Raw genomic sequence first — 20,473 nt, forward strand, 5'->3', positions numbered from 1 at the left:
TCAGCCCTTCGACGGCTTCGCTCGCTTGGGTTTGCCCGAGGCCGCCATCCCGGCCGCCGTCGGCATGAAGTCGGCGAGGAGGTCATGGGTCTCGCGGACCAGGGGGCGCAGCAGCCGGAAGCGCGAGAGCGAGATCGCCCGGGCGGTGACGGGTGCGAGGCGCTCGACGAGGCGGCGGCTGTTGGCGCAGCCCTCGGAGCGGTCGTACACCCAGAACAGCACCAGCCCCATCTGCTGGAGCCAGAGCAACTGGGGCAGCGGCTCGGCCAGTTCGGGGTCGACCTTGACGTCGGCCCCGGAGATGACCCTGCGATGGACCTCGATCGCGGCCTCGCGCGGGCCCTCCGACTCGGGGGAGAAGGGGCTGAGCGGGCTGTCCGGGTCGGCCGCGTTCTTGAAGAACTGGGCCGCGAACTCGTGGTACGGCTCGGCGATGTCGAGCCAGCCGAGGAGGACCCCGCGGATGCGGGCCGTGAGGTCCTTCTCGCCGCCGTCGAGGATGTCCGCGACGGCGGCCTGGTGCTCCTCGGCGATCCGGTCGTAGAAACCCTGGACCAGGTGTTCCTTGGAGGCGAAGTAGTAGTACGCGTTGCCGACGGAGACCCCGGCCTCCTGGGCGATGGCCCGCATGGTCGTCTTGTCGTAACCGCGCTCCTTGAAGAGCCGGAGCGCGGTTTCGAGAATGAGCGTGCGGGTCTGTTCGCTCTTGGCCGCCTTGGCCGGGGCCTTGGCCCCGGCGTCGGCTCCGGTCCGCTCGGGCTCGGCGGGCTGCACTTCCTTCACGTCCTTCACAGTGCCCGAGCCTAGCCGGGCGTGCCGGGCACTTCGCAGCGCCCGTCCTCGCACGCCGGTCCGCCGCCCCTGGTCGCCTCGCGCCACTTGGCGGCGGCCAGGACGGTCGCCCGGGCGAAGGGCTGTCCGGCGGGTGTGGCCAGCCAGTGGGCCCTGGGCCGGTGCTCGGCCAGGGCCCAGAGGCAGACGATCCACGCGGAGGCGGCGCGGTAGACCTGCCCCCGGTCCCCGATCACGGTGATCTCCCTGAGGGTGGACTCGTGGTCGAGCCCGGGGAAGCGGCGCCTGGCCTCCTGCGAGGCGGCCGGGACGAGGTCGAGCGGGACGAGTTGGCGTTGCCGCAGCAGCCAGTGACGCAGATGGACGCAGAGCGAGCAGTCGGCGTCGTACAGCACGGTGAGGCGGTGTACGGGTGTCACGGGCGGCCGGCTCATCCGTCTCTCCTCACGCTCCGGCGACGGGCGGGGCCCAGGGGCCCCCTGCGGGGCCGGTCCAGCCCTGCGGCGGCACCGGCGGAACCTGCTCGCGCTCCATCACGCCCCGGCGGCGGATCTTGTTGAGGACGTAGACGTTGCCCAGGTGCATCACACCGAGGACGAGGAGGACCACGCCGAGCTTGACGGACAGGGCCTCGAAGAGCCCCCGGGCGTCGGCGACGGCCTCGTCCTGACTGAGGTAGAGCGCGACGAAGCCGAAGTTGACGAGGTAGAAGCCGACCACCAGGAGGTGGTTGACGGCCTCGGCGAGCTTCTCGTTCCCGTGCAGGACGTCTGCCAGGAAGATCCTTCCGTTACGGCTCAACGTGCGGGCGACCCAGACGGTCAGGGCCACGCTGATGAGCAGGTAGACGATGTACGCGACGACAGTGAGGTCCATGCCCCACCCTCCCTTGAACGCGTTCAAAAGCTGGCGGTCATGACTCTAGACCGTCGTTTGAACATGTTCAAGTGAGGGGCGACCGGCGGGCGGGGGGCCGGGGGAGGGGCCGGGAAATCCGTAGGTGATCGGGGAGCCCGGCACCTAAGGTGACGCCTGATGCTTTCCTATGACGTGGCCGGTGAAGGCCCTTCCGCTGTTGTCCTGCTCCACTCCGGCGTCTGCGATCGGAGGATGTGGGACGCGCAGTTCGCGGCGCTGGCCGCCGCCGGTCACCGCGTGGTCCGCTGCGACCTCCGCGGCTTCGGCGACACTCCGATCGACCGCCCGCACACCCACTGCGACGACGTCGTCGCACTCCTCGACGCCCTCCGCGTCGAACGGGCCGCGCTCGTCGGCTCCTCCTTCGGCGGCGAGGTCGCCCTGGAGACCGCCGTCCGCCACTCCGGGCGCGTCTCCGCGCTCGCGCTGCTCTGCTCCGGCATACCCGACTACAACCCGAGCGACGAACTGCGCGCCTGGGGCCGGCGCGAGGACGAGCTGCTCGAAGCGGGCGACGTGGACGGGGCGGTCGCGCTCAACGTCGACACCTGGCTCGGCCCGGAGGCCGACGACGAGGCGCGCGAGCGTGTACGGGTGATGCAGCGGCGCGCCTTCGACGTGCAGCTCGCCGCTTCCGACGAGGTCGGCCCCGTCGACGCCGGTGTGACGTCGGCGGAGCTGGCCGAGACCGACCTGCCGTGCCTCGTCGTCTCCGGGGCCCACGACCTGCCCGACTTCCGGGCGATGTCGGCCCGCCTCGCGACGCTGCTGCCCGGCGCGCGTCACGTCGAACTGGAGTGGGCCGCCCACCTTCCCGCCCTGGAGCGCCCCGAGGAGACGAGCGAGCTCCTCGTCGGCTTCCTGGCGGAGGTCACAGCCCCCGGCGTATCCGCGAGCTGATCGTGCGGTCGGTGATCCCGGCGTCGGCGGCGAGCAGGAACGCCTTCGAGAGGATCACCGACAGCATCCCGCCGTCCTCCTCGAACGGCAGGAAGACCTTCTCCGGGCCCTGCGGCGAGCGGTCCGGCCCGAGGGACAGCGGGTCGTCCTCCGGCTCCATCAGGACGTTGCCCGAGCCCAGATGGATCCGGTACGCGCGCAACTCGCCCCGGACCCGCAGGAAGCGGTCCGTCAGTTCCGTACGGTCCGCGATCCCGGTGCGCGGCAGCAGCCGCGCCAGCGTCTCCCGGCGGATCCGGGCCGGGGCGGTCAGCTCGCCGAAGGACCGGCTCTCCCAGTACCCGTCGTACGCCCGCTCCTCGCCGCGGTCCCGCCACTCCGGGTCCGCGCCGATGGACGCCACCGCCACGAACAGGTCGACGTCCCGCAGTGCCTCGGACAGCACGAGGGACGGTACGTCGGCCGGTGCGACCCGCTCCCAGACGCCCCGCGCCCCGGCCGAGGCCACGCGGCGCTCGAAGCGGACCTGGTCGGTGGAGCAGAGCACGGCGACCCCGTCGGGGGAGCTGCCCGCGTCGACCGGCTCGACGAAGAACCGGGCCCGCCAGAACATCCCCTCGCCGACCGGCAGATCACCCCGGCGCGGCAGCTCCCGCACCATCTCGGAGGAGCCGCCCTCCCCGAAGTACCCCAGGTGGTCACCGGTCCAGCCGCGCTCGGACATGAGGGCGCGTGCCCGGCCGTAGCGCAGGATGTGCCCGGCGAACCGGTTGGAGTACGCACCGGTCGCCACCTCCTCCGGGGTGAGGGGGTACACCTCGCGGAAGACCTGCTTGAACGGCTGGCGCAGCTCCCGCTCCGTCAGCTCCGCCCGCCACTCGGTCACTTCCTCGGCCTCGGCCCGGATCGGATGCCACAGCCGCAGCCGGGACCCGGGGGTGACCGGGGTCGCCGTGCCGTCCGCGCCGGCCAGCGCCCAGCCGCCGCCGGTCCGCTCGGGAACCCCCGCCGTCCAGCGGCCCACGGCCTCCGGGGCGACCTCCCACAGCAGTGTGCGGGCGGCGCAGCCGGTCACCGGGTGGTCGATGTAGTACCGCTCCCAGTCCCCCGCGGGCCACGTCGTCCCCGCCGCCAGATGCTCCTCCAGCCGGGCCCGCTCCACGGCGAGCAGGGTCCGGAGCTCCTTCAACGCGGTGCGGAGCGGCGCCAGTCGCTCACCGTGCGCCTCACGGACCGCCTTCGGCGCCGACTTGAGCACCTGGCCCTGGGGGCCCCGGAACGACAGCGAGGCCACGCCGGGCTCCTGCACGGAGAGCACCGCCGTGTACTCCCCGAGCGTCTCCTCCCGCATCCCCCGCCCGTCGAGCCCGTGCGCCGGGGTGCCGCGCTCGCGCAGCATCGACGGCGTGAGCCCGGCCCGCCCCGAGACCGCTTCCAGGGCCTTGGCGGCCGCCTTGAGCACTGTCCGGTTGCGGACCTTCCCCCTGACCCGTCCGAGCCACTGGACGGCCTGCTCGCCGTCCGGTCCTCCGCACTCTCCCAGAACGGCGACAGCGGTGGTGGCCAGCGGCTGGCTGCGGCACTCGCCGCCCGACCCGCCGATCCCCGTGCCCGCGTGCAGTGCGACGGCGCCGGTCAGCGGGACGCTCCATCTCGCGTCCAGGTCGAGGGACGCCCACAACAGCCCCCGGACGAGACACGTGTTGCCGTCGCCCGCGAGACCCCAGCCCCTCATGCCCCACGGGTTGAGGTCGGTCACCTCGTGTTCGGGCCGGGCGGCGATCCCCTCCAGCAGCCGCCGCACCAGTTCCGTGCCGGAATCCGTCTCCGCAAGCAGCGCCGAGGCCTTCCTGCGCCAGGTCCTCGTGGCCCTGACCTTGTCCATGCTCGCGCAGTGCGCGAGGAAGGCCGTCACGCCCCGGCCCGCGAGCAGTTCCCCGTGCGCGGCCCGCATCGCGGGGCCGTAGTCGTCGTGGGCGTCCAGCAGATGCCGGGGCAGCCGGCCCTCGGAGACCGGCGTCTCGCGGCGCAGCAGCGCGTCGATCCGGTCGCGTATCCCCGCGAACTCGTCGCTCTGGTGGACACGGAGGTTCTCCGCGGTCCGGCGCAGCGCCCGCACCCGGGGCCGGTCGAACTCCTCGGCCTGCTCGGCGGCCGACAGCGCGATGGGGGCGAGCGCCCAGAACCTGTCCCGCAGTTCGTGGGGGGCGACGGCGGCGTCGTTCCCCATCAGTCGCGCGAGCAGGATGTCGGACTCCGCCGTCGACCAGCCGAGCTCCTGCCCGGCGAGCCGGTCGAGCGCGCTCGCCACGGCCGGATCGGTACGCCGGCACATCGCCCCGTGGAGCAGCAGCGCGCTCTCCCGCCGCGACGCCGCGTCCAGTCCGTCCAGGAACTCCCGGACCCGGCCCGTCTCCAGTGCCGCGTACAGTCCGCTCTTCATGCTCGTGGTCCCCACCATGCGTACGAAGGTAGGCCACCCCACCGACATTGATGCTGATACTCGGGTTCCGGTGGTCGTGGCTCTCCCACTGACTGACGCCCTGCTGGGCTGTCAGCGACACTCCGGCCCTCAGCGGTTGCCGACGACTCCGCCGATGGGCAGCAGGAGCAGCTTGGGGACCATCGCGATCCGGTGGCCTCCCGGACGGCGACGGCCAGGGCGGCGGGGATGGCGGCGTCGCCGAGAAGCGAGAGGGCGCGGCCGGTGAAGAGGATGCGGAAGGGGCGGGCGCACAGGGGATGGGGGCCAGGAGCGGGTGTGGGCAGGGTGACCGTGCCGGAAGGGGCGGGGGCATGGCGGGGAAGGTGGTTCGGTGTCAAATGGTTCGTCAACGAAATATTCGTTTGCGAAGAATCATGGAAGGCGACGTACGATCGGTTTATGGAGCCGAGCGAGCCCACAGGGCCCCCACCGCGGGACTGGACCGACGAGCACGTGACCCGCTGGCGGCCCGTCCTGCCTGGTCTCGACCCGGTGGTGGAGGGGGCCGTGACCCGGATGAAGAAGCTCTCCGTCCATCTGCGGCGGGTCCGCGAGCAGTCCCTCGTCGACTTCGAGCTGGAACGCCACGAGTTCGACACGCTCCACAAGCTCGCCGGCCGCGGCGGCACCGCGGCACCCTCCGAACTGGCCCAGGACCTCGACCTCGCCCCCGCTTCGGTCACCGGCCGCCTCGACGCCCTGGAGAAGCGGGGCTTCGTCCGCCGTACGCAGTCCACCACCGACCGCCGCCGGGTCGTCGTGCAGCTCACCGACTCCGGCCGGGAGACCTGGATCGGCGCGATGGACGTCCTCGGTCACGAGGAGGAGCGGCTGCTCGGCGTCCTCGACGAGAAGGAGCGGTCCCTGCTCAACGACATGCTCCGCCGGATCATGATCGTCGCCGAGGAGCCGGACGGGCTCAGGGCGCCCTGATCGATCCGGCCGTGCCCGCGTGCCGCCAGGAGGCGGGTGCGGACACCGAAGGCCCCGCCCAGGCACCGGCGCGCGTACCGCCGCCCGCCGGTGCGGCGGCGGCCGGCGAGCCTGCCCCGGTCCTGCCCACGAGTGCGGCCCCGGCCGCGACCGCCGCCGGCCGATCTGCCCTGCTGATCGCTGAGTTCGTCATGGATCAAGGCTCCCGCCCCCGGAGCCCCCGGACCATCGGGGAAGCCCCTGGCAGGACCCCGGCCCGACCCGGGCACGCCCCTGACGCACGCCCCTGACGCACACCCCTCACGCGAACCGCTGACGCGAACCGCTGACGCGAACTCCTGAGCGGATCACGCCGGCGCCCAGCCTCTGAACCGCTCAGACACTCAGCGAGCGGGCGAAGTTGACCTGGTTCATCACCCAGTGGAAGGTGTCGGGACCCGTCGCGGGGATCATCGTGGAGTGGTGCCGACCGCCGCTGGTCACCGTGATCTGGATGAAGCCGGTCGTCTGTTTCTCCTTCATCAGCAGGAACAGCAGGCCCAGGAGGCAGAAGATGAAGAAGACGACGGCCAGCACGATCGCGACCGTGGGCAGCTTCTCCTCCGTCCGCGACATGTCCATCGCGTTCCACACGGCGCCCTTGAGCGGCATCGCACCGGCCGGCGTGATGATCTGGTCCCCGACGACGGTGATGTCGCCGAGGCTCAACAGCGGTGCCCCGCCACCGCCCTGAACCATCGGTGGATGCTGCGGCGGCACCGGCAGGCCCGCTGCCAGGGTCGGCTCGTACGAAGGCCCGGGCGCCGCCGGCGGGTACCCGTAGCCCGGCGTCCCCTGTGGATATCCGTAGGCGGGCGTCCCCGGCTGGTCGGGTCCCCACTTGTACTCACCGTCCGCGTAAGGGTTCGGCTCGCTCATCAATCCCCGCTCTCCCCGAAGTGTTTCGGACACATGGTTCGGACATGGAAAACCCGAAGGCCCGTTCCTGCACGCCGCAGCGTACAGAAACGGGCCTCCGGCCGTGGCGACGGTCAGAAGCGACGCGTGATCAGCGCGCGCTTCACTTCCTGGATCGCCTTCGTGACCTCGATGCCACGCGGGCAGGCGTCCGTGCAGTTGAACGTCGTGCGGCAACGCCACACGCCGTCCTTGTCGTTCAGGATCTCCAGGCGCTGCTCGCCCGCCTCGTCACGCGAATCGAAGATGAAACGGTGCGCGTTGACGATCGCGGCCGGGCCGAAGTACTGCCCATCGTTCCAGAAGACCGGGCAGGACGACGTGCACGCGGCGCACAGGATGCACTTCGTGGTGTCGTCGAAGCGCTCGCGGTCCTCGGCCGACTGCAGACGCTCACGCGTCGGCTCGTTGCCCTTGGTGACCAGGAACGGCATGACGTCCCGGTACGCCTGGAAAAAGGGCTCCATGTCGACCACGAGGTCCTTCATCACCGTGAGGCCCTTGATGGCCTCTACGGTGATCGGCTTCTCGGGGTTGATGTCCTTGATCAGCGTCTTGCAGGCGAGCCTGTTCTTGCCGTTGATCCGCATCGCGTCCGAGCCGCAGATGCCGTGCGCGCACGAGCGGCGGAAGGTCAGCGTGCCGTCGACGTCCCACTTGATCTTGTGGAGGGCGTCGAGCACACGCTCCTTCGGGTCGATCTCGATCTGGAAGTCCTCCCAGACCGACGCGTCCGACACCTCGGGGTTGAAGCGGCGGATCCGCATCGTGACCGTGATGTACGGGGAGGCGGCGGACTCCGCCTCGACCTTGTCCAGTACGGGGGTAGCCATCAGTACTTACGCTCCATCGGCTGGTAGCGGGTCTGGACGACCGGCTTGTAGTCGAGACGGACGGTCTCGGAGCCGTCGTCGCCGACCTCGCGGTACGCCATGGTGTGGCGCATGAAGTTGACGTCGTCGCGGTTGGGGTAGTCCTCGCGGTAGTGACCGCCGCGGGACTCCTTGCGCGCCAGGGCCGAGACGGCCATGACCTCGGCCAGTTCGAGCAGGTTGCCCAGCTCGATCGCCTCGAGGAGGTCCGTGTTGAAGCGCTTGCCCTTGTCCTGGATGGACACGTTCTCGTAGCGCTCGCGCAGCTCGGCGATCTTCTCGACGGCCGTCTTGATGGTCTGCTCCGTACGGAACACCATCACGTTGGCGTCCATCGTCTCCTGGAGCTCACGGCGGATGTCGGCCACCCGCTCGCTGCCGGTGGAGTTCCGCAGCTTGTCGATCTGCGCGACGACGAGGGCCTCCGGGTTCTCCGGCAGCTCGACGAAGTCGTGCTTGGCGGAGTACTCGGCGGCGGCGATGCCGGAGCGCTTGCCGAAGACGTTGATGTCCAGCAGCGAGTTGGTGCCGAGGCGGTTGGCGCCGTGCACCGACACGCAGGCGACCTCGCCGGCCGCGTACAGGCCCGGGACGACGGTGGTGTTGTCCGCCAGGACCTCACCCTCGACGTTGGTCGGGATGCCGCCCATGGCGTAGTGCGCGGTGGGCTGGATCGGGATCGGGTCCGTGTACGGCTCGATGCCGAGGTACGTACGGGCGAACTCGGTGATGTCCGGGAGCTTGGCGTCGAGCTGCTCCGGCGGAAGGTGCGTCAGGTCGAGGTAGACGTGGTCGCCCTCGGGACCGCAGCCGCGGCCCTCGCGGATCTCCGTGTAGATGGAGCGCGAGACGACGTCACGGGACGCGAGGTCCTTCATGACCGGCGCGTACTTCTCCATGAAGCGCTCGCCGTCCTTGTTGCGGAGGATGCCGCCCTCACCACGGGCGCCCTCCGTCAGGAGGATGCCCATGCGCCAGATGCCCGTCGGGTGGAACTGGAAGAACTCCATGTCCTCCAGCGGCAGACCGCGGCGGTAGCAGGCCGCCTGGCCGTCACCCGTCAGGGTGTGCGCGTTGGAGGTCACCTTGAAGAACTTGCCCGTGCCGCCGGAGGCGTAGATCACGGCCTTGGCCTGGAAGATGTGGATCTCACCGGTGGCCAGCTCGTAGGCGACCACGCCGGCGGACTTCTTGACGCCGTCGACCTCGGTGATCAGCTGGTCCAGGACGTAGAACTCGTTGAAGAACTCCACGCCCTCCTTGACGCAGTTCTGGTACAGCGTCTGGAGGATCATGTGACCGGTGCGGTCCGCGGCGTAGCAGGACCGGCGGACCGGGGCCTCGCCGTGGTTGCGGGAGTGGCCGCCGAAGCGGCGCTGGTCGATGGTGCCGTTCGGGGTCCGGTTGAACGGCAGGCCCATCTTCTCCAGGTCGAGGACGGCGTCGATGGCCTCCTTCGCCAGGATCTCGGCGGCGTCCTGGTCGACCAGGTAGTCACCGCCCTTGACCGTGTCGAAGGTGTGCCACTCCCAGTTGTCCTCCTCCACGTTGGCGAGCGCGGCGGCCATGCCGCCCTGCGCGGCGCCCGTGTGGGAGCGGGTGGGGTAGAGCTTCGTGAGGACGGCGGTGCGGCTGCGCTTCGTCGCCTCGATGGCGGCGCGCATGCCGGCGCCGCCGGCGCCGACGATGACGGTGTCGTACTTGTGGATCTTCATGACGTGGATTACCTCAGCCCCGTGCCTAGCGGATGTTCGGGTCGAAGGTGAAGATCACCAGCGTGCCCAGAAGGATGGTGAACACCGTGGCGGTGTACAGCAGGCCCTTGAGCCACAGGCGCGTGTTGGCCCGCTCCGCGTAGTCGTTGATGACCGTACGGAGGCCGTTGGCGCCGTGCAGCATGGCGAGCCAGAGCATCAGCAGGTCCCAGACCTGCCAGAACGGGGAGGCCCAGCGGCCGGCCACGAAGGCGAAGCCGATCTTGGAGACGCCGCCGTCGAGGAAGAGCTGGATCAGCAGGTGGCCGAGGACCAGGACGACGAGGACGATGCCCGAGAGGCGCATGAAGAGCCACGCGGCCATCTCGAAGTTGCCTCGCGTAGCCCGCGGCGTCTTGCCGGTGCGCTTGCGGGGGGCCTCGATGTACGGGGCCGGGTTGTCCACGTCGTAGGAGGCGCCCTCGACGGGACCGATCGCGGAAGTGGTGTCAGCAGACATGTCTGGCGTCAGCTCCCGAACAGTTCACGTGCGGCGTGGCCGAGGACGGGGTAGATGGAGCCCGCCATCAGCACGACCCAGATGCCCACGACGGTCCAGAGCATCTGCTTCTGGTAGCGCGGGCCCTTGGACCAGAAGTCCACGGCGATGACCCGCAGGCCGTTCAGCGCGTGGAAGAGGATGGCGGCGACCAGGCCGTACTCGAGGAGTGCGACGATCGGCGTCTTGTACGTGGCGACCACGTCGTCGTACGCCTCGGGAGAGACGCGGACGAGAGCGGTGTCCAGCACGTGTACGAACAGGAAGAAGAAGATGAGGACGCCGGTGACTCGATGAGCCACCCAGCTCCACATTCCTTCCCGGCCGCGGTACAGCGTTCCAGCCGGCACGGAAAAACCCTCCGGGAGCGGGGATCAGGGTCGGCCGGCTTCTCTGTCGGTCTGACCCGGCCGGGTACGGTCCACCGGCCCCGGTCATCGTAGCGACGACTTGTCGGTTCGCTCGCGCGGGGTCCATCGGTGTGATCAAACAGGCACGGACGGGCTATCGTCGGCGCCCGAATCACCGCATTCCGGACGCCTGTACGGGGGAGGGCGCCGCGCCGGGGGAGGGCGCCGCGCCGGGAGCGAGCGCCGCGCCGGGGGAGGGCGCCGCGCCGGGAGCGAGGCCGGCGCCCGGAGCGAGCGTCACGCCGATGTGGTGGGTGAGGCGGGCGCGGGCCAGCCGGCGCAGCTCGTCGGCGGCGACCACCCGCTCCTCCTCCGGCTCGTTGGCGAGCCGGGACCGGATGCCGGCGAGTACCTGGTCGAGGCGCTCACCGGGCCGTACGCCGTCGAGGCTGATCACGAAGGCGTGCCCGAACCGGCTCTCGTACGCGGCGTGGGCGGCCCGCAGCGCCGTGTGCGCGGCGGGCGGGGCGTCGGGATGGGGCGCGGCGGAGGACTCGGCGGCCAGCGCCTTCTGGCGCTCGGCCACCGACAGGTCGTAACCGGCCTCGTCGGCTGCGGCGAGCAGTGCGTCGAGCGTCGGGTACGGACGGTGCGCGGTCACCCGTTCGGCCCAACGGGGGCTGTGGCAACAGGAGAGGAGCAGCTCCTCGGCGACCTCGGCCGGTACCGCGTTGAAGCACGCGAGACCGTCGGGCGTGGCGGGGCCGTCGGGCGTGGCGGGACGGCCGGGCGTGGCGGGCGGTGCGAGGGCGGCGGGGGCGCGGGGGGTGGCGGGCGTCGCCGCCGGGACGCGCACGGCGAGGTGCCGGGGGTCGCCCTGCTGGGCAGGTATCGCGAGGCACGCGGGGTGCGGCGGATCCGCGGGCGTCGCGGGCGTCGCGGCGGGTGTCCCGGGCTTCGCTGCGGCGCCCGGGTTCCGGTTCCGGGACGGGGCGCGGGTGTCGCTGGTCAGCGTGGACTCCGGGAAAGGTGGGGTGGGTGTGACGCAACGTTATCGAGGAGGTGCGGGAACTGTCCGACCGATGCACGAATTTCACCCGGAAGGGAGAGTTTCGGAACGTGTCCGTGACGTTCCGGGGTCGGCATCCTGCCCCGAATGGCCGCACGTGACCGCCTGAGGGAGGATTCCGAATGATGCGGTACGCCATACGAAGGCCCCACGCGGGCCCCACCCTCCTCGCGGCCGCGGTGGCACTGGCCACCGTGACCTCCTGCTCCGACGGCGCGTCCTCCGGCCCCGGGGGACCCACCTCCGGCGCCGGTACGCCGTCGCCGGTCACCAGCGCCCCGGCGAGCACGCCGCCGCCCAGCCCCACGCCCACCCGGACGTACCCCCTCTCCTCCGCGCCTCGCACGGTCCCCGCCGTCCGCTCGCACGAGGCGGCCAGGGGCCCCGGCTGGCGCCCCACGCCCCAGGCCGGTGTCGTCGTCGCCGAGGGCAGCGAGGGCCTCGCCGACGAGGGCCGGCTGCTCGCGGGGGAGCTCAAGATCGCGTACCGGGGGGCCGCCGCCGCCCGCGCGGGCGATGTCGAGCTGGCCCTCGGCGGCAAGGGCGCCCCCGAGTCGTACACGCTCACCACCCGCGACGACCGGGTCAGGATCACCGGCCCCGACCAGGCCGGGGTCTTCTACGGGACCCGCACCCTCAAGCAGTCGGTGAACGGCTCGGGCGCGATGCCCGAGGGCACCGTCACCGACGCGCCCGCCAAACCCCAGCGCGGTCTGAACCTCGACATCGCCCGCAAGTTCTTCACCGCCGAGTGGATCGAGGCCCGGCTACGGGAGATGGCGGACCTCAAGCTCAACCAGTTCGGTCTGCACTTCTCCGACGACCAGGGGTTCCGGATCGAATCGGACACCCACCCCGAGATCGTCTCGGCCCAGCACCTCACCAAGGCCGAGGTGCGCCGGATCCTCGCCCTCGCGCAGACCCTGCACATCACCGTCGTGCCCGAGGTCGACTCGCCCGGACACCTCGGCGCCGTGCTGCGCGCCTACCCGGACCTCCAGCTCCGCAACGTCCAGGGAGTCCCGCGCCAGGGCGCCATCGACATCTCCAAGCCCGCCTCGGCGCGGCTCGTGGACGAGCTGCTGCGCGAGTACGCCGGGCTGTTCCCGGGCGGCTGGTTCCACGTCGGCGCCGACGAGTACCAGGCGCTGACCGTCCGCGACCCGGCGGCCTCCTACCCGCAGCTGGCCACGGCGGCGCGCCAGAAGTACGGCCCCCAGGCGGGCGTCCAGGACCTGGCGGAGGGCTGGCTGAACGACCGGGCGGCCGTGGTCCGCTCCACCGGCAAGGTGGCGAAGGCCTGGAACGACGGCTTCTTCCGGGGCGGGGTCGTCCAGGCCGACAAGGACATCGAGGTCGAGTACTGGACCGGCAAGGAGATCGGCGCCCGGCCGCCGGCCGAGTACCTGGCCGAGGGCCGCAAGGTCGTGAACCTGAACGACGAGTTCCTGTACTACGTCCTCGGCGAGCCGAACCAGTTCACGTACCCCACGGGCCGCCGCATCTACGAGCAGTGGACCCCGCGGGTGCTGCGCGGCACGACCCCCGTACCCGCGCGGTACGACGCCCAGATCCTGGGCGGCCGGTTCGCGGTCTGGTGCGACCTGTCGCAGTCGCAGACGCAGGCGCAGGTGGCGGAGGGGATCCGGATGCCGCTGACGGCGACGGCGCAGAAGCTGTGGGACGCGCGGACGCCGACGATGAGCTGGGAGCAGTTCGGGGCGCTGGCCGCGAACGTGCGCTGAGCGGGTGGGAGTACGCTCCCCCAGCGCGGTGGCCGCCCGGGCCGCCCCGGTGCCTCGGGGAGGGGTGCCGCTCACCCCTGGGGGTCCACCCGCCATGCTCCGCAATCCCGTCGGCCTGTCGTACGCCGTGGTGGCGCTGCTCGCGGCGACGGCGGTGACCGATGTCGCCCTCCTCGCGGCGGCTCTCGACGTACGGCTGCTGATGACCGGCGACGTGAACGACCACCCGGACGCCGCGGGCTTCTCGCACCTGGCGCTCGACGTCGCGTCGGTCTTCCAGGTGCTGAGCCGGCTGGCGCTCGCCGTCGTCTTCGTCATCTGGTTCTTCCGGGTCCGCAAGAACGCCGGGGTCTTCGCGCCGGACGGGCACCGGGGCGGTCCGGGCTGGGCCATCGGCGCGTGGTTCGTCCCGGTCGCCAACCTGTGGTGGCCGCGGACCGTCGCGGCCGGCACGTGGCGGGCGAGCCGCCGGGGCGCGTACGGCGACGGCGTGAGCAGGGACGAGTCCCTGGCCCTGCTCAACTGGTGGTGGACCTTCTGGATCCTGACGAACCTGGTCGGCTCCTTCGCGGAAGCGGTGTACGACGACGCGGACACGGTCGAGGAGTTCGCGGCGGGGGCGGGGTTCCTCATGGGCGCGGCCGTCGTGGACATCGTCGCCGCCGTTCTCGCGATCCTGTTTGTCCGGCGTTTGACCTCTATGCAGCACCACAAGGCCACTGGCATGATTCCGGCCGCGCAGTGACGTAATCGCGCCAAGTGGCGCAGTAAGGGAAGTACTGCGTCCGCAACGGGAGGCCCCGATGAGCCTGCTGGAACTGATCGACCGCGCCGACGAACGGAGTCTGGCGGCCTCCGGGCTCGCCTGCCTGGACCGGTGCCTGCCGCTGCTCGCACCCGACGGCGGCGAGGTGCTGCGGCCCGTCTGGGCGGCGGTGGCCCGCGGGGACGGCGGGGCGTGGGGCGAGGCGGTCGCCAAGGCCCGCGTGGAGCTGGAAGGTGCCGGTACGCAGGAGGGCGAGGCGGCCGGGCTGGTACGCGAGATGCTGGGCACCGCGCCCGCCGAGTGGGCCGACGGGCCGCTGCGGGCGTGGGCCTCCGGATGCTCCGTCACCGCGCTCGCCCTGCACGGACGGTACGACGCCGCCGAAGTCACCGACGAGTCGATCGCGCGCTGCCGGGCCGGGGACGGCTCCGGCGCCGGCCCGCTCCTCGCCGGTGAGCTGCGCAGGCAGGAGACCGTCCTCGAATCGGTCGCGCACGGCCCGACGGGTCTGCGCCGGGCCCGCGAACTCTCCACGGAGGGCGGTCGAGTCCTCCGCGCCGTGGTCTCCCGCCGCGCCCGTACGGCCTGAGTCCAGGCCCGACCGGAGCGGCGCACGGGCCGGTACGGAGCCAAGGGCCCGTCGCGCGGGGCAGGAACGGCCGATTGGCACCGGGGCGCGCCGGGCAGGAACGGCCGACGGCACCGGGGCGCGCCCGCCGGAACCGTCGGCGATTCCGTGGCGCGGCCCCGGACCCGCACGGGCCCTGTCGGGACGTGGTGCGGACGGCCGGGGCCCCGCGCCCGGACGGCCAGGGGCGCCGCGGGCGTCTCGCCGTCACTCCGACGGCTTCACCGCGATCAGTTCGATCGCCGCCGCGATGTCCGCCTCCGCCTGCGCCTTGTCGAGGCCGAGGCTCGTCAGGGGGCCCTCGCCGTCCTCGAACTCCAGCAGTGCCAGCAGGATGTGCTCCGTACCGACGTAGTTGTGGCCGAGCCGGAGCGCCTCGCGGAAGGTCAGCTCCAGGACCTTCTTCGCCGCCGCGTCGTACGGGATGAGCTCGGGCACCTCCTCGGCCGCCGGCGGCAGCGTCGGGGTGACCGCCTCGCGCAGCGCCTCGGCCGTCACGCCCTGCGCGTTCAGCCAGTGCACCGCGATGCCCTGGGGCTCCGCGAGCAGCCCGAGAGCCACGTGCCCCGTGCCGATCTCGGCGTTGCCCGCGGCCGCGGCCTCGCTCTGGGAGGCCACGACCACGTTCCTGGCCCGGGGCGTGAACCGGCTGAACCCGGCGTTCGCGTCCATCTTCTCCGCGTCCGGGTCCTTGGGGACGAAGCGCTTCTGCGCCGCCTGACGGGTGACGCCCATGCTCTTGCCGATGTCGGTCCAGGAGGCGCCGGAGCGCCGGGCCTGGTCGACGAAGTGGCCGATCAGATGGTCGGCCACGTCGCCGAGATGGTCTGCCGCGATCACCGCGTTCGACAGTTGGTCGAGCGCGTCGGTGTGGCTCTTCTTGATGGCTTCGATGAGGTCGTCGAGCCGGACGGGAATGGTCTTGCCGACTGGTTTCGTCATAGAGGCAACCCTAGGTTGACAGTCAGGGGGTGTCAACCTTCGGTTGACAGTTCGACGCACGTCATGATGATCGCCATGACGACGACGAGCGACCCCACCACACCCGGCATCACCGCCGACGACCTCCAGCACGCCGTCCGCCTCTCCCTCACCACCCTGCGCGGCGCCGCGGCCGCCACCGCCGCCGCGGACTGGCAGCGCCCCGCCGGCACGCTGACCTGGACCTGCTGGGAGACCGTCGAGCACCTCGCCGACGACCTGTTCGCCTATGCCGCCCAGCTCGGCCTCGACGCCCCGGCGCTCGACACCGAGGTGCCCTTCCTCTGGGAGCGGCGCCGCGAGGGCGGCCCCGCCAACGTCACGTACGCCGACCCCCGGGCCGGGACCACGGGGCTGCTCCAGGTCCTGGAGTCCTGCGGCGCCCTGCTGACCGCCGTGGTCCGCACGGCTCCGGCAGACCGGCGCGCCCACCACGGCTTCGGCCGCTCCGACGCCGAGGGCTTCGCGGCCATGGGCATCGTCGAGACGCTCGTCCATACGCACGACATCGCCGCCGGCCTCGGCGTCCCGTTCCACCCGCCGGCCGGCCTGTGCGGCCGGGTGCTCACCCGGCTCTTCCCCGACGCCCCCGCGGACACGGACCGCTGGCCGACCCTGTTGTGGGTCACCGGCCGGGGCGAACTCCCCGGGCGCGAACGGCGCACGTCCTGGCGCTGGTTCGGCGAACCGCGCACGGAGGGGGAGGCGGCCCCTGATCTGACGGTGTGACCAGCGCCACCTCCGCCACCTGTGACACTTGCGCCCCATCGGTCGCTTGGTTGGGCATGTACCGGGAATCCGACAACGCGCCGGCCATGCCGTCCGCCGACGGAATGCGTGCCTACGTGTCCCATGTCGTCGAGCGGCTCACGGCCCGTAGCCGGCTGCCGCTCGACTACTCCGTGGCCAGTCTCCGCCTGGTCGACCTGATCGTCGACGGGCTGCGCCGCGACCACCCCGACCGTGACCGGGTCGACGGCGTCCTCCGGGGCCTCGGCGCGTACACCGGCGAGGTCGTCGTGCGCCGGGCGGGCGCGCGATGGGTGGACTTCGACGAGAGGCAGCGGGAGTTCTTCCGCCAGCCCGTCGGGATACGGATGCCGGACGGGCGGGTCTGGAACCCGCTCGGAAAGGTCGTCAACCGGTTCGAGGCAGGTCCGGAGGAATCCGTACAGCGCTTCTATCTGCTGCTGCACGGGCGGGCCAGGACGCCTGTGCGCTGTCTGTGAACCAGTGACGTTTCGACGCCTCCGCGCGCTGATAAGAAGGGGGACGGCGCGTCGCGCCCTGCCTCACGAGGGGCATGGGCACGGTGTGCGGTGCCGAGTCGGCACGAAGAGGGAAGTGTGGGCGCGTACGACGCGGAACTGGGCATTCTGGTCGAGCGCGCGCAGCGCGGGGACGAGGACGCCTTCGCGGGCGCCTACCGTCTCGTTCACCCCGGACTGCTCGGCTACGTACGGGGCCTGGTCGGCGAGGACGCGGAGGACGTCGCGTCCGAGGCCTGGCTGGAGATCGCCCGTGACCTCGGACGGTTCCGTGGCGACGGGGTGGGATTCCGCGGCTGGACCGCGGCGATCGCCCGCCACCGTGCGCTCGACCATCTGCGCCGGCAGCGGCGACGGCCCCCCACCTCCTTATTGGAGCGGGACGTGTGGGAACTGCCCGGCGGTCTCGACACGGCGGACGCCGCCCTGGAGAGGCTGTCGACGCAGGAGGCGCTCGCCCTGGTGCGCACCCTGCCGCGCGACCAGGCCGAGGCCGTACTGCTGAGGGTGGTCGTCGGCCTGGACGGGCCGGCGGCGGCCCGCGTCCTGGGCAAGCGCCCCGGTGCGGTCCGCACGGCGGGCCACCGGGGGTTGAGGAGACTGGCGGGACTGCTCGCCGCCGCGGAGCCGCCGCGACGGCGGAAGGATGGGACATGACACGCGAACCGGACGGGCTCGCCGCCGCGCTGAGCGCGGCGCTGCGGCGCGAACAGGACGGTGCCGACGCGGGCGAGGTCCGGGCGCGCGAGGCCTACCGGGCGGCGCGGGACGCCGACGCGAACGCGGTGCGCCGCACCAGACGGCGGGACGACTGGCGTCCGGCACCGGTACGAGGACGGTGGCGCGGTTCTCTGCGGACCACCGCCTTCGGGGTGGCCGCGACGGTCCTCCTCGGCGGTGTCGCGGTCGCCGCGTCGGGCACCCTCGAACCGGCCCGGCCCGCCCCGCCGACACCGGCGACCGTGCCGGACGGCCCTGAGACCTTCGGGACTTCCGAGTCCTCCGGGGCCGAGGCTCCCCGGATTCCCGAGGCTCCCCGGATTCCCGAGGCTCCCGGGACTCCCGAGGCTCCCGGGACTCCCGAGGCTCCCGGCGTCGGCCGCGGCGGGTCGGCCGTGCCCACGTCGACGGGCGAGGTTCGGGACCGGTCCTCGGAGGAACTCCGCGGCACGTCCAAGGGCAAGGCCAAGGGTCGGGCCAAGGGCCGGGGCGGCGACAAGGACACGCCCCACGGCAAGAGCGTCGGCAGCAGCCACAAGGGCGAGAAGGCGGCCGGGGGCGACAGCGGGAGCCACGGCATGAACGGCCCGAGGGCAAGGAGCCGCAAGCACTGAGAAAGGAAGACGACCGGGGTCGCCACCCCCCACAGGAGAGACCCCGGTCGCCGTCCGCCGGAGCCGCAGCACGGCCCCGTACTCCCTTCAGCGCCGTACAAGCGATTTCTGTCACACCGCCGCCCATGTCCCAAGTTGGTTGCGGGTTGCACAATCAGTGGACGAACGTGGACGGGGCGCCGGACAAGGACGTAGCGTGCTGATGCGTGCCGGATGGTGCGGCGGTGATGACCAGCCGTGATGGACGAACAGGGTGTGGAGTGCTGGGGGAGGACGCGGAGCTGACGGCCGCGCTGCTCGCTGCGCAGAACGGGGACGAGGACGCCTTCCGTACTGTGTACCGCGCCGTGCACCCACGGCTTCTCGGCTACCTGCGCTCACTCGTCGGTGACGCCGACGCGGAGGACGTCGCCTCCGAGTCCTGGCTCCAGATAGCCCGCGATCTCGACCGCTTCAGCGGCGACGCCGACCGGTTCCGCGGCTGGGCGGCCCGCATCGCCCGCAACCGGGCGCTCGACCACATCCGGATGCGGGGCCGGCGCCCCGCGAGCAGCGGCGACGAGACCGAACTCACCGACAAGCCCGCCGACTCCGACACCGCGGACGAGGCACTGGAAGCACTGACCACCGGCGACACCATGCATCTGATCGCCCAGCTCCCCCAGGACCAGGCCGAGGCCGTCGTGCTGCGGGTCGTGGTCGGCCTGGACGCCAAGAGCGCCGCCGACACCCTGGGCAAGCGCCCCGGCGCGGTCCGCACCGCCGCGCACCGCGGCCTCAAGCGGCTCGCCGAACTCCTCGCCGACGGCGACGGCGGCCAGGCCTCCCTCGGAGGCGTACCACCGCAGCGCGGTCGCAGGCCGGGGGCTCCGGTCCCCGGTGGTGTGACGCAATCGCGCCCGCGGACGCAGAAGGACATGTGATGGCCGACGAGTACCAGTGGCTCGACCAGGACGCTGCGGAGCGGTTGCTGCGCGGCGAGCCGGTCGACGCCGTCGACGATCACGCGCGCGCCGAGGCGATGCGGCTCGCCCAGGCCCTCGCGGCGGCCCGCCCGCCCCATCCCGCCCCCACGGCACCGGCCGAACTTCCCGGGGAGGCCGCCGCCCTGGCAGCCTTCCGCAAGGTCAGGGCCGAGCGCGGCCTCGCCGCGGCCCCGTCGGTCTTCGGCACCGCCGAACTCGGCGCGGTACGGATCGGACGGTCGCCCGCCACCCGGCGCTGGGGCCGCTCGCTGCGGTACGGACTGGCCGCCGCGGTCGCCGCCGTGGCGGTCGGCGGGGTGGCCGTCGCCTCCGGCACGGGCCTGCTGCCCTTCACCGCGGACCGCCCCGCTCCCGCCGGTTCCGTGTCGGCGGTGGACACGCCCGAGCCGATCGCCTCGGACGACTCCGCGGAGCGCCCTGACGTCCCGGACGCATCGGGCTCCCCGGAGCCAGGCGCCACCACGGGCACGCCCTCGGCGCCGCCCACCGCCGAGGGCGCCACGCCGGGTGCCTCCACCTCGACGCCCGCCCCTCCGGCCACGGCCGGAAACGGCGGCACGGGAGGCGAGGGCGGCAGGGGCGAGGCCACCCCGGAGCCGGGGACGAGCACGGGCGGCCCGTCGGAGAAGGACGCGGAGTTCGGCGCCAAGATCGTCAACGCCTGCAAGGAGTACCGGGCCGGCCGCCTCGACGACGCCGCCAAGAAGCGGCTGGAGAAGTCCGCGCGCGGCGGCGAGACCGTACGGCGCTTCTGCGACCGCGTGCTGGGCGGCGACTCGGCCGGCGGCGAGGGTGACGACGACCCGTCCGGGGAGGGCGAACGAGCGGGTTCCGCCGAGCGCACCGACGACTGGGGCGGCGGCGGGAACACCCGTACGTCCGACTCGGGCACCGGTCACGCCAAGGGGTCCGCTCCCAGCCTGGACCGCGCCCCGGTCCGTATCGATCTCCGCGCCCCAGTGCCGGCCCGGACCGGCGCCCCGCGCCCCGTCACGGACGTCCCGGACCGCACCGGAAACCTCGTCCCAGCCCTGGCCGGCGACCTCGTGACGAACCAGGTGTGACACTTTTCGGCCCGTCGGCGCAGTACTGAGTGAGCCGACTGGTCATCGGCCGCGCGTGAGCCGAGGTTCCCCCCGTACCTCCGGCTCCGCGCACCCGGCGCGGGGGGGGGGAAGGTCCCCCAGGCCCCCCCCCCCCCCCCCCCCCCTCGCCCCCCTTTGGTGCCCACCACGG

General features: G+C 72.3%; 23 protein-coding genes. 11 read left to right on the plus strand and 12 right to left on the minus strand.

Annotated features, from left to right (window positions below; all coding sequences use genetic code 11):
- Genes ACFUJR_RS05285 through ACFUJR_RS05295 form a run of 3 tightly spaced genes read right to left on the minus strand, consistent with a single transcriptional unit; the run spans position 1 to position 1,668 of the window.
- Positions 1-774, minus strand: a complete 774-nt coding sequence (locus tag ACFUJR_RS05285) for a TetR/AcrR family transcriptional regulator (protein ID WP_383163319.1) — start codon at positions 772-774, stop codon at positions 1-3.
- Between the two features lie 29 nt (positions 775-803).
- Positions 804-1,226 carry a thiol-disulfide oxidoreductase DCC family protein gene (locus ACFUJR_RS05290; protein WP_383163280.1) on the minus strand — a complete coding sequence of 141 codons (423 nt, stop codon included), beginning with the start codon at positions 1,224-1,226 and terminating at the stop codon, positions 804-806.
- 10 nt (positions 1,227-1,236) lie between these two features.
- Positions 1,237-1,668 carry a hypothetical protein gene (locus ACFUJR_RS05295; RefSeq protein WP_383163278.1) on the minus strand — a complete coding sequence of 144 codons (432 nt, stop codon included), beginning with the start codon at positions 1,666-1,668 and terminating at the stop codon, positions 1,237-1,239.
- A 156-nt stretch (positions 1,669-1,824) separates the two neighbouring features.
- On the opposite strand from ACFUJR_RS05295, the gene ACFUJR_RS05300 reads away from it, so the two are divergent.
- Complete coding sequence (locus ACFUJR_RS05300; protein WP_383163317.1) at positions 1,825-2,610, plus strand: alpha/beta fold hydrolase; 786 nt, start codon at positions 1,825-1,827, stop codon at positions 2,608-2,610.
- Here the strand turns inward: ACFUJR_RS05300 and ACFUJR_RS05305 are convergent.
- Positions 2,582-5,053, minus strand: a complete 2,472-nt coding sequence (locus ACFUJR_RS05305; RefSeq protein ID WP_383163276.1) for a DUF4132 domain-containing protein — start codon at positions 5,051-5,053, stop codon at positions 2,582-2,584. The genes ACFUJR_RS05300 and ACFUJR_RS05305 overlap by 29 nt on opposite strands.
- A 441-nt stretch (positions 5,054-5,494) precedes the next feature.
- On the opposite strand from ACFUJR_RS05305, the gene ACFUJR_RS05310 reads away from it, so the two are divergent.
- Positions 5,495-6,028 carry a MarR family winged helix-turn-helix transcriptional regulator gene (locus ACFUJR_RS05310; RefSeq protein WP_383163274.1) on the plus strand — a complete coding sequence of 178 codons (534 nt, stop codon included), beginning with the start codon at positions 5,495-5,497 and terminating at the stop codon, positions 6,026-6,028.
- Here ACFUJR_RS05310 and ACFUJR_RS05315 read toward each other — a convergent pair.
- From ACFUJR_RS05315 to ACFUJR_RS05345, 7 genes are all read right to left on the minus strand, one after another.
- On the minus strand, positions 6,015-6,221 hold the full coding sequence (locus tag ACFUJR_RS05315; protein WP_383450231.1) for a hypothetical protein: 207 nt from the start codon (positions 6,219-6,221) through the stop codon (positions 6,015-6,017). The genes ACFUJR_RS05310 and ACFUJR_RS05315 overlap by 14 nt on opposite strands.
- 182 nt (positions 6,222-6,403) lie before the next feature.
- A complete protein-coding gene (locus ACFUJR_RS05320; RefSeq protein WP_383163272.1) occupies positions 6,404-6,946 on the minus strand; it encodes a hypothetical protein in 543 nt (180 codons plus the stop codon).
- 113 nt (positions 6,947-7,059) lie between these two features.
- Positions 7,060-7,818, minus strand: coding sequence for a succinate dehydrogenase iron-sulfur subunit (locus ACFUJR_RS05325; RefSeq protein WP_331907562.1), 759 nt, complete (start codon positions 7,816-7,818; stop codon positions 7,060-7,062).
- Positions 7,818-9,572, minus strand: coding sequence for a succinate dehydrogenase flavoprotein subunit (gene sdhA / locus ACFUJR_RS05330; RefSeq protein WP_383163270.1), 1,755 nt, complete (start codon positions 9,570-9,572; stop codon positions 7,818-7,820). The genes ACFUJR_RS05325 and sdhA overlap by 1 nt, the downstream gene beginning before the upstream one ends.
- A 25-nt stretch (positions 9,573-9,597) precedes the next feature.
- The gene (locus tag ACFUJR_RS05335; RefSeq protein ID WP_260229269.1) at positions 9,598-10,071 is read right to left on the minus strand and encodes a succinate dehydrogenase hydrophobic membrane anchor subunit; all 474 of its coding nucleotides are present in this window, start codon (positions 10,069-10,071) and stop codon (positions 9,598-9,600) included.
- 8 nt (positions 10,072-10,079) lie between these two features.
- On the minus strand, positions 10,080-10,460 hold the full coding sequence (sdhC, locus tag ACFUJR_RS05340; protein WP_352191932.1) for a succinate dehydrogenase, cytochrome b556 subunit: 381 nt from the start codon (positions 10,458-10,460) through the stop codon (positions 10,080-10,082).
- 172 nt (positions 10,461-10,632) lie between these two features.
- Complete coding sequence (locus tag ACFUJR_RS05345; protein ID WP_383163268.1) at positions 10,633-11,316, minus strand: 2-oxo-4-hydroxy-4-carboxy-5-ureidoimidazoline decarboxylase; 684 nt, start codon at positions 11,314-11,316, stop codon at positions 10,633-10,635.
- 335 nt (positions 11,317-11,651) lie between these two features.
- Between ACFUJR_RS05345 and ACFUJR_RS05350 the strand changes: the two genes are divergently transcribed.
- The 3 genes from ACFUJR_RS05350 to ACFUJR_RS05360 all read left to right on the plus strand — a co-directional run bounded on the left by ACFUJR_RS05350 (position 11,652) and on the right by ACFUJR_RS05360 (position 14,629).
- The gene (locus tag ACFUJR_RS05350; protein WP_383163266.1) at positions 11,652-13,274 is read left to right on the plus strand and encodes a glycoside hydrolase family 20 protein; all 1,623 of its coding nucleotides are present in this window, start codon (positions 11,652-11,654) and stop codon (positions 13,272-13,274) included.
- Between the two features lie 94 nt (positions 13,275-13,368).
- Positions 13,369-14,019: a DUF4328 domain-containing protein gene (locus ACFUJR_RS05355; RefSeq protein WP_383163264.1), complete on the plus strand. Its 651-nt coding sequence runs from the start codon at positions 13,369-13,371 to the stop codon at positions 14,017-14,019.
- Between the two features lie 58 nt (positions 14,020-14,077).
- Positions 14,078-14,629, plus strand: coding sequence for a hypothetical protein (locus ACFUJR_RS05360; protein WP_383163262.1), 552 nt, complete (start codon positions 14,078-14,080; stop codon positions 14,627-14,629).
- Positions 14,630-14,875: 246 nt separating this feature from the next.
- Here the strand turns inward: ACFUJR_RS05360 and ACFUJR_RS05365 are convergent, their stop codons facing one another.
- A complete protein-coding gene (locus ACFUJR_RS05365) occupies positions 14,876-15,610 on the minus strand; it encodes a Clp protease N-terminal domain-containing protein (protein WP_383163260.1) in 735 nt (244 codons plus the stop codon).
- Positions 15,611-15,685: 75 nt separating this feature from the next.
- Here ACFUJR_RS05365 and ACFUJR_RS05370 point away from each other — a divergent pair, with 75 nt between their 5' ends.
- From ACFUJR_RS05370 to ACFUJR_RS05395, 6 genes are all read left to right on the plus strand, one after another.
- Complete coding sequence (locus ACFUJR_RS05370; protein WP_383163258.1) at positions 15,686-16,378, plus strand: maleylpyruvate isomerase N-terminal domain-containing protein; 693 nt, start codon at positions 15,686-15,688, stop codon at positions 16,376-16,378.
- Positions 16,379-16,434: 56 nt separating this feature from the next.
- Complete coding sequence (locus ACFUJR_RS05375; RefSeq protein ID WP_383163256.1) at positions 16,435-16,878, plus strand: hypothetical protein; 444 nt, start codon at positions 16,435-16,437, stop codon at positions 16,876-16,878.
- Positions 16,879-16,995: 117 nt separating this feature from the next.
- Entirely contained in the window at positions 16,996-17,574 is a 579-nt protein-coding gene (locus ACFUJR_RS05380; RefSeq protein WP_383163255.1) for an RNA polymerase sigma factor, read from the plus strand.
- Positions 17,571-18,251 carry a hypothetical protein gene (locus ACFUJR_RS05385; protein WP_383163253.1) on the plus strand — a complete coding sequence of 227 codons (681 nt, stop codon included), beginning with the start codon at positions 17,571-17,573 and terminating at the stop codon, positions 18,249-18,251. Before ACFUJR_RS05380 ends, ACFUJR_RS05385 begins: the two co-directional genes overlap by 4 nt.
- A gap of 260 nt (positions 18,252-18,511) precedes the next feature.
- Positions 18,512-19,174 carry an RNA polymerase sigma factor gene (locus ACFUJR_RS05390; protein ID WP_383163315.1) on the plus strand — a complete coding sequence of 221 codons (663 nt, stop codon included), beginning with the start codon at positions 18,512-18,514 and terminating at the stop codon, positions 19,172-19,174.
- Positions 19,174-20,301, plus strand: coding sequence for a hypothetical protein (locus tag ACFUJR_RS05395; protein WP_383163251.1), 1,128 nt, complete (start codon positions 19,174-19,176; stop codon positions 20,299-20,301). Before ACFUJR_RS05390 ends, ACFUJR_RS05395 begins: the two co-directional genes overlap by 1 nt.
- Positions 20,302-20,473 lie beyond the last annotated feature (172 nt).

The sequence above is a fragment of the Streptomyces sp. NPDC057271 genome (assembly GCF_042668715.1).
Taxonomy (GTDB): Bacteria; Actinomycetota; Actinomycetes; order Streptomycetales; family Streptomycetaceae; genus Streptomyces.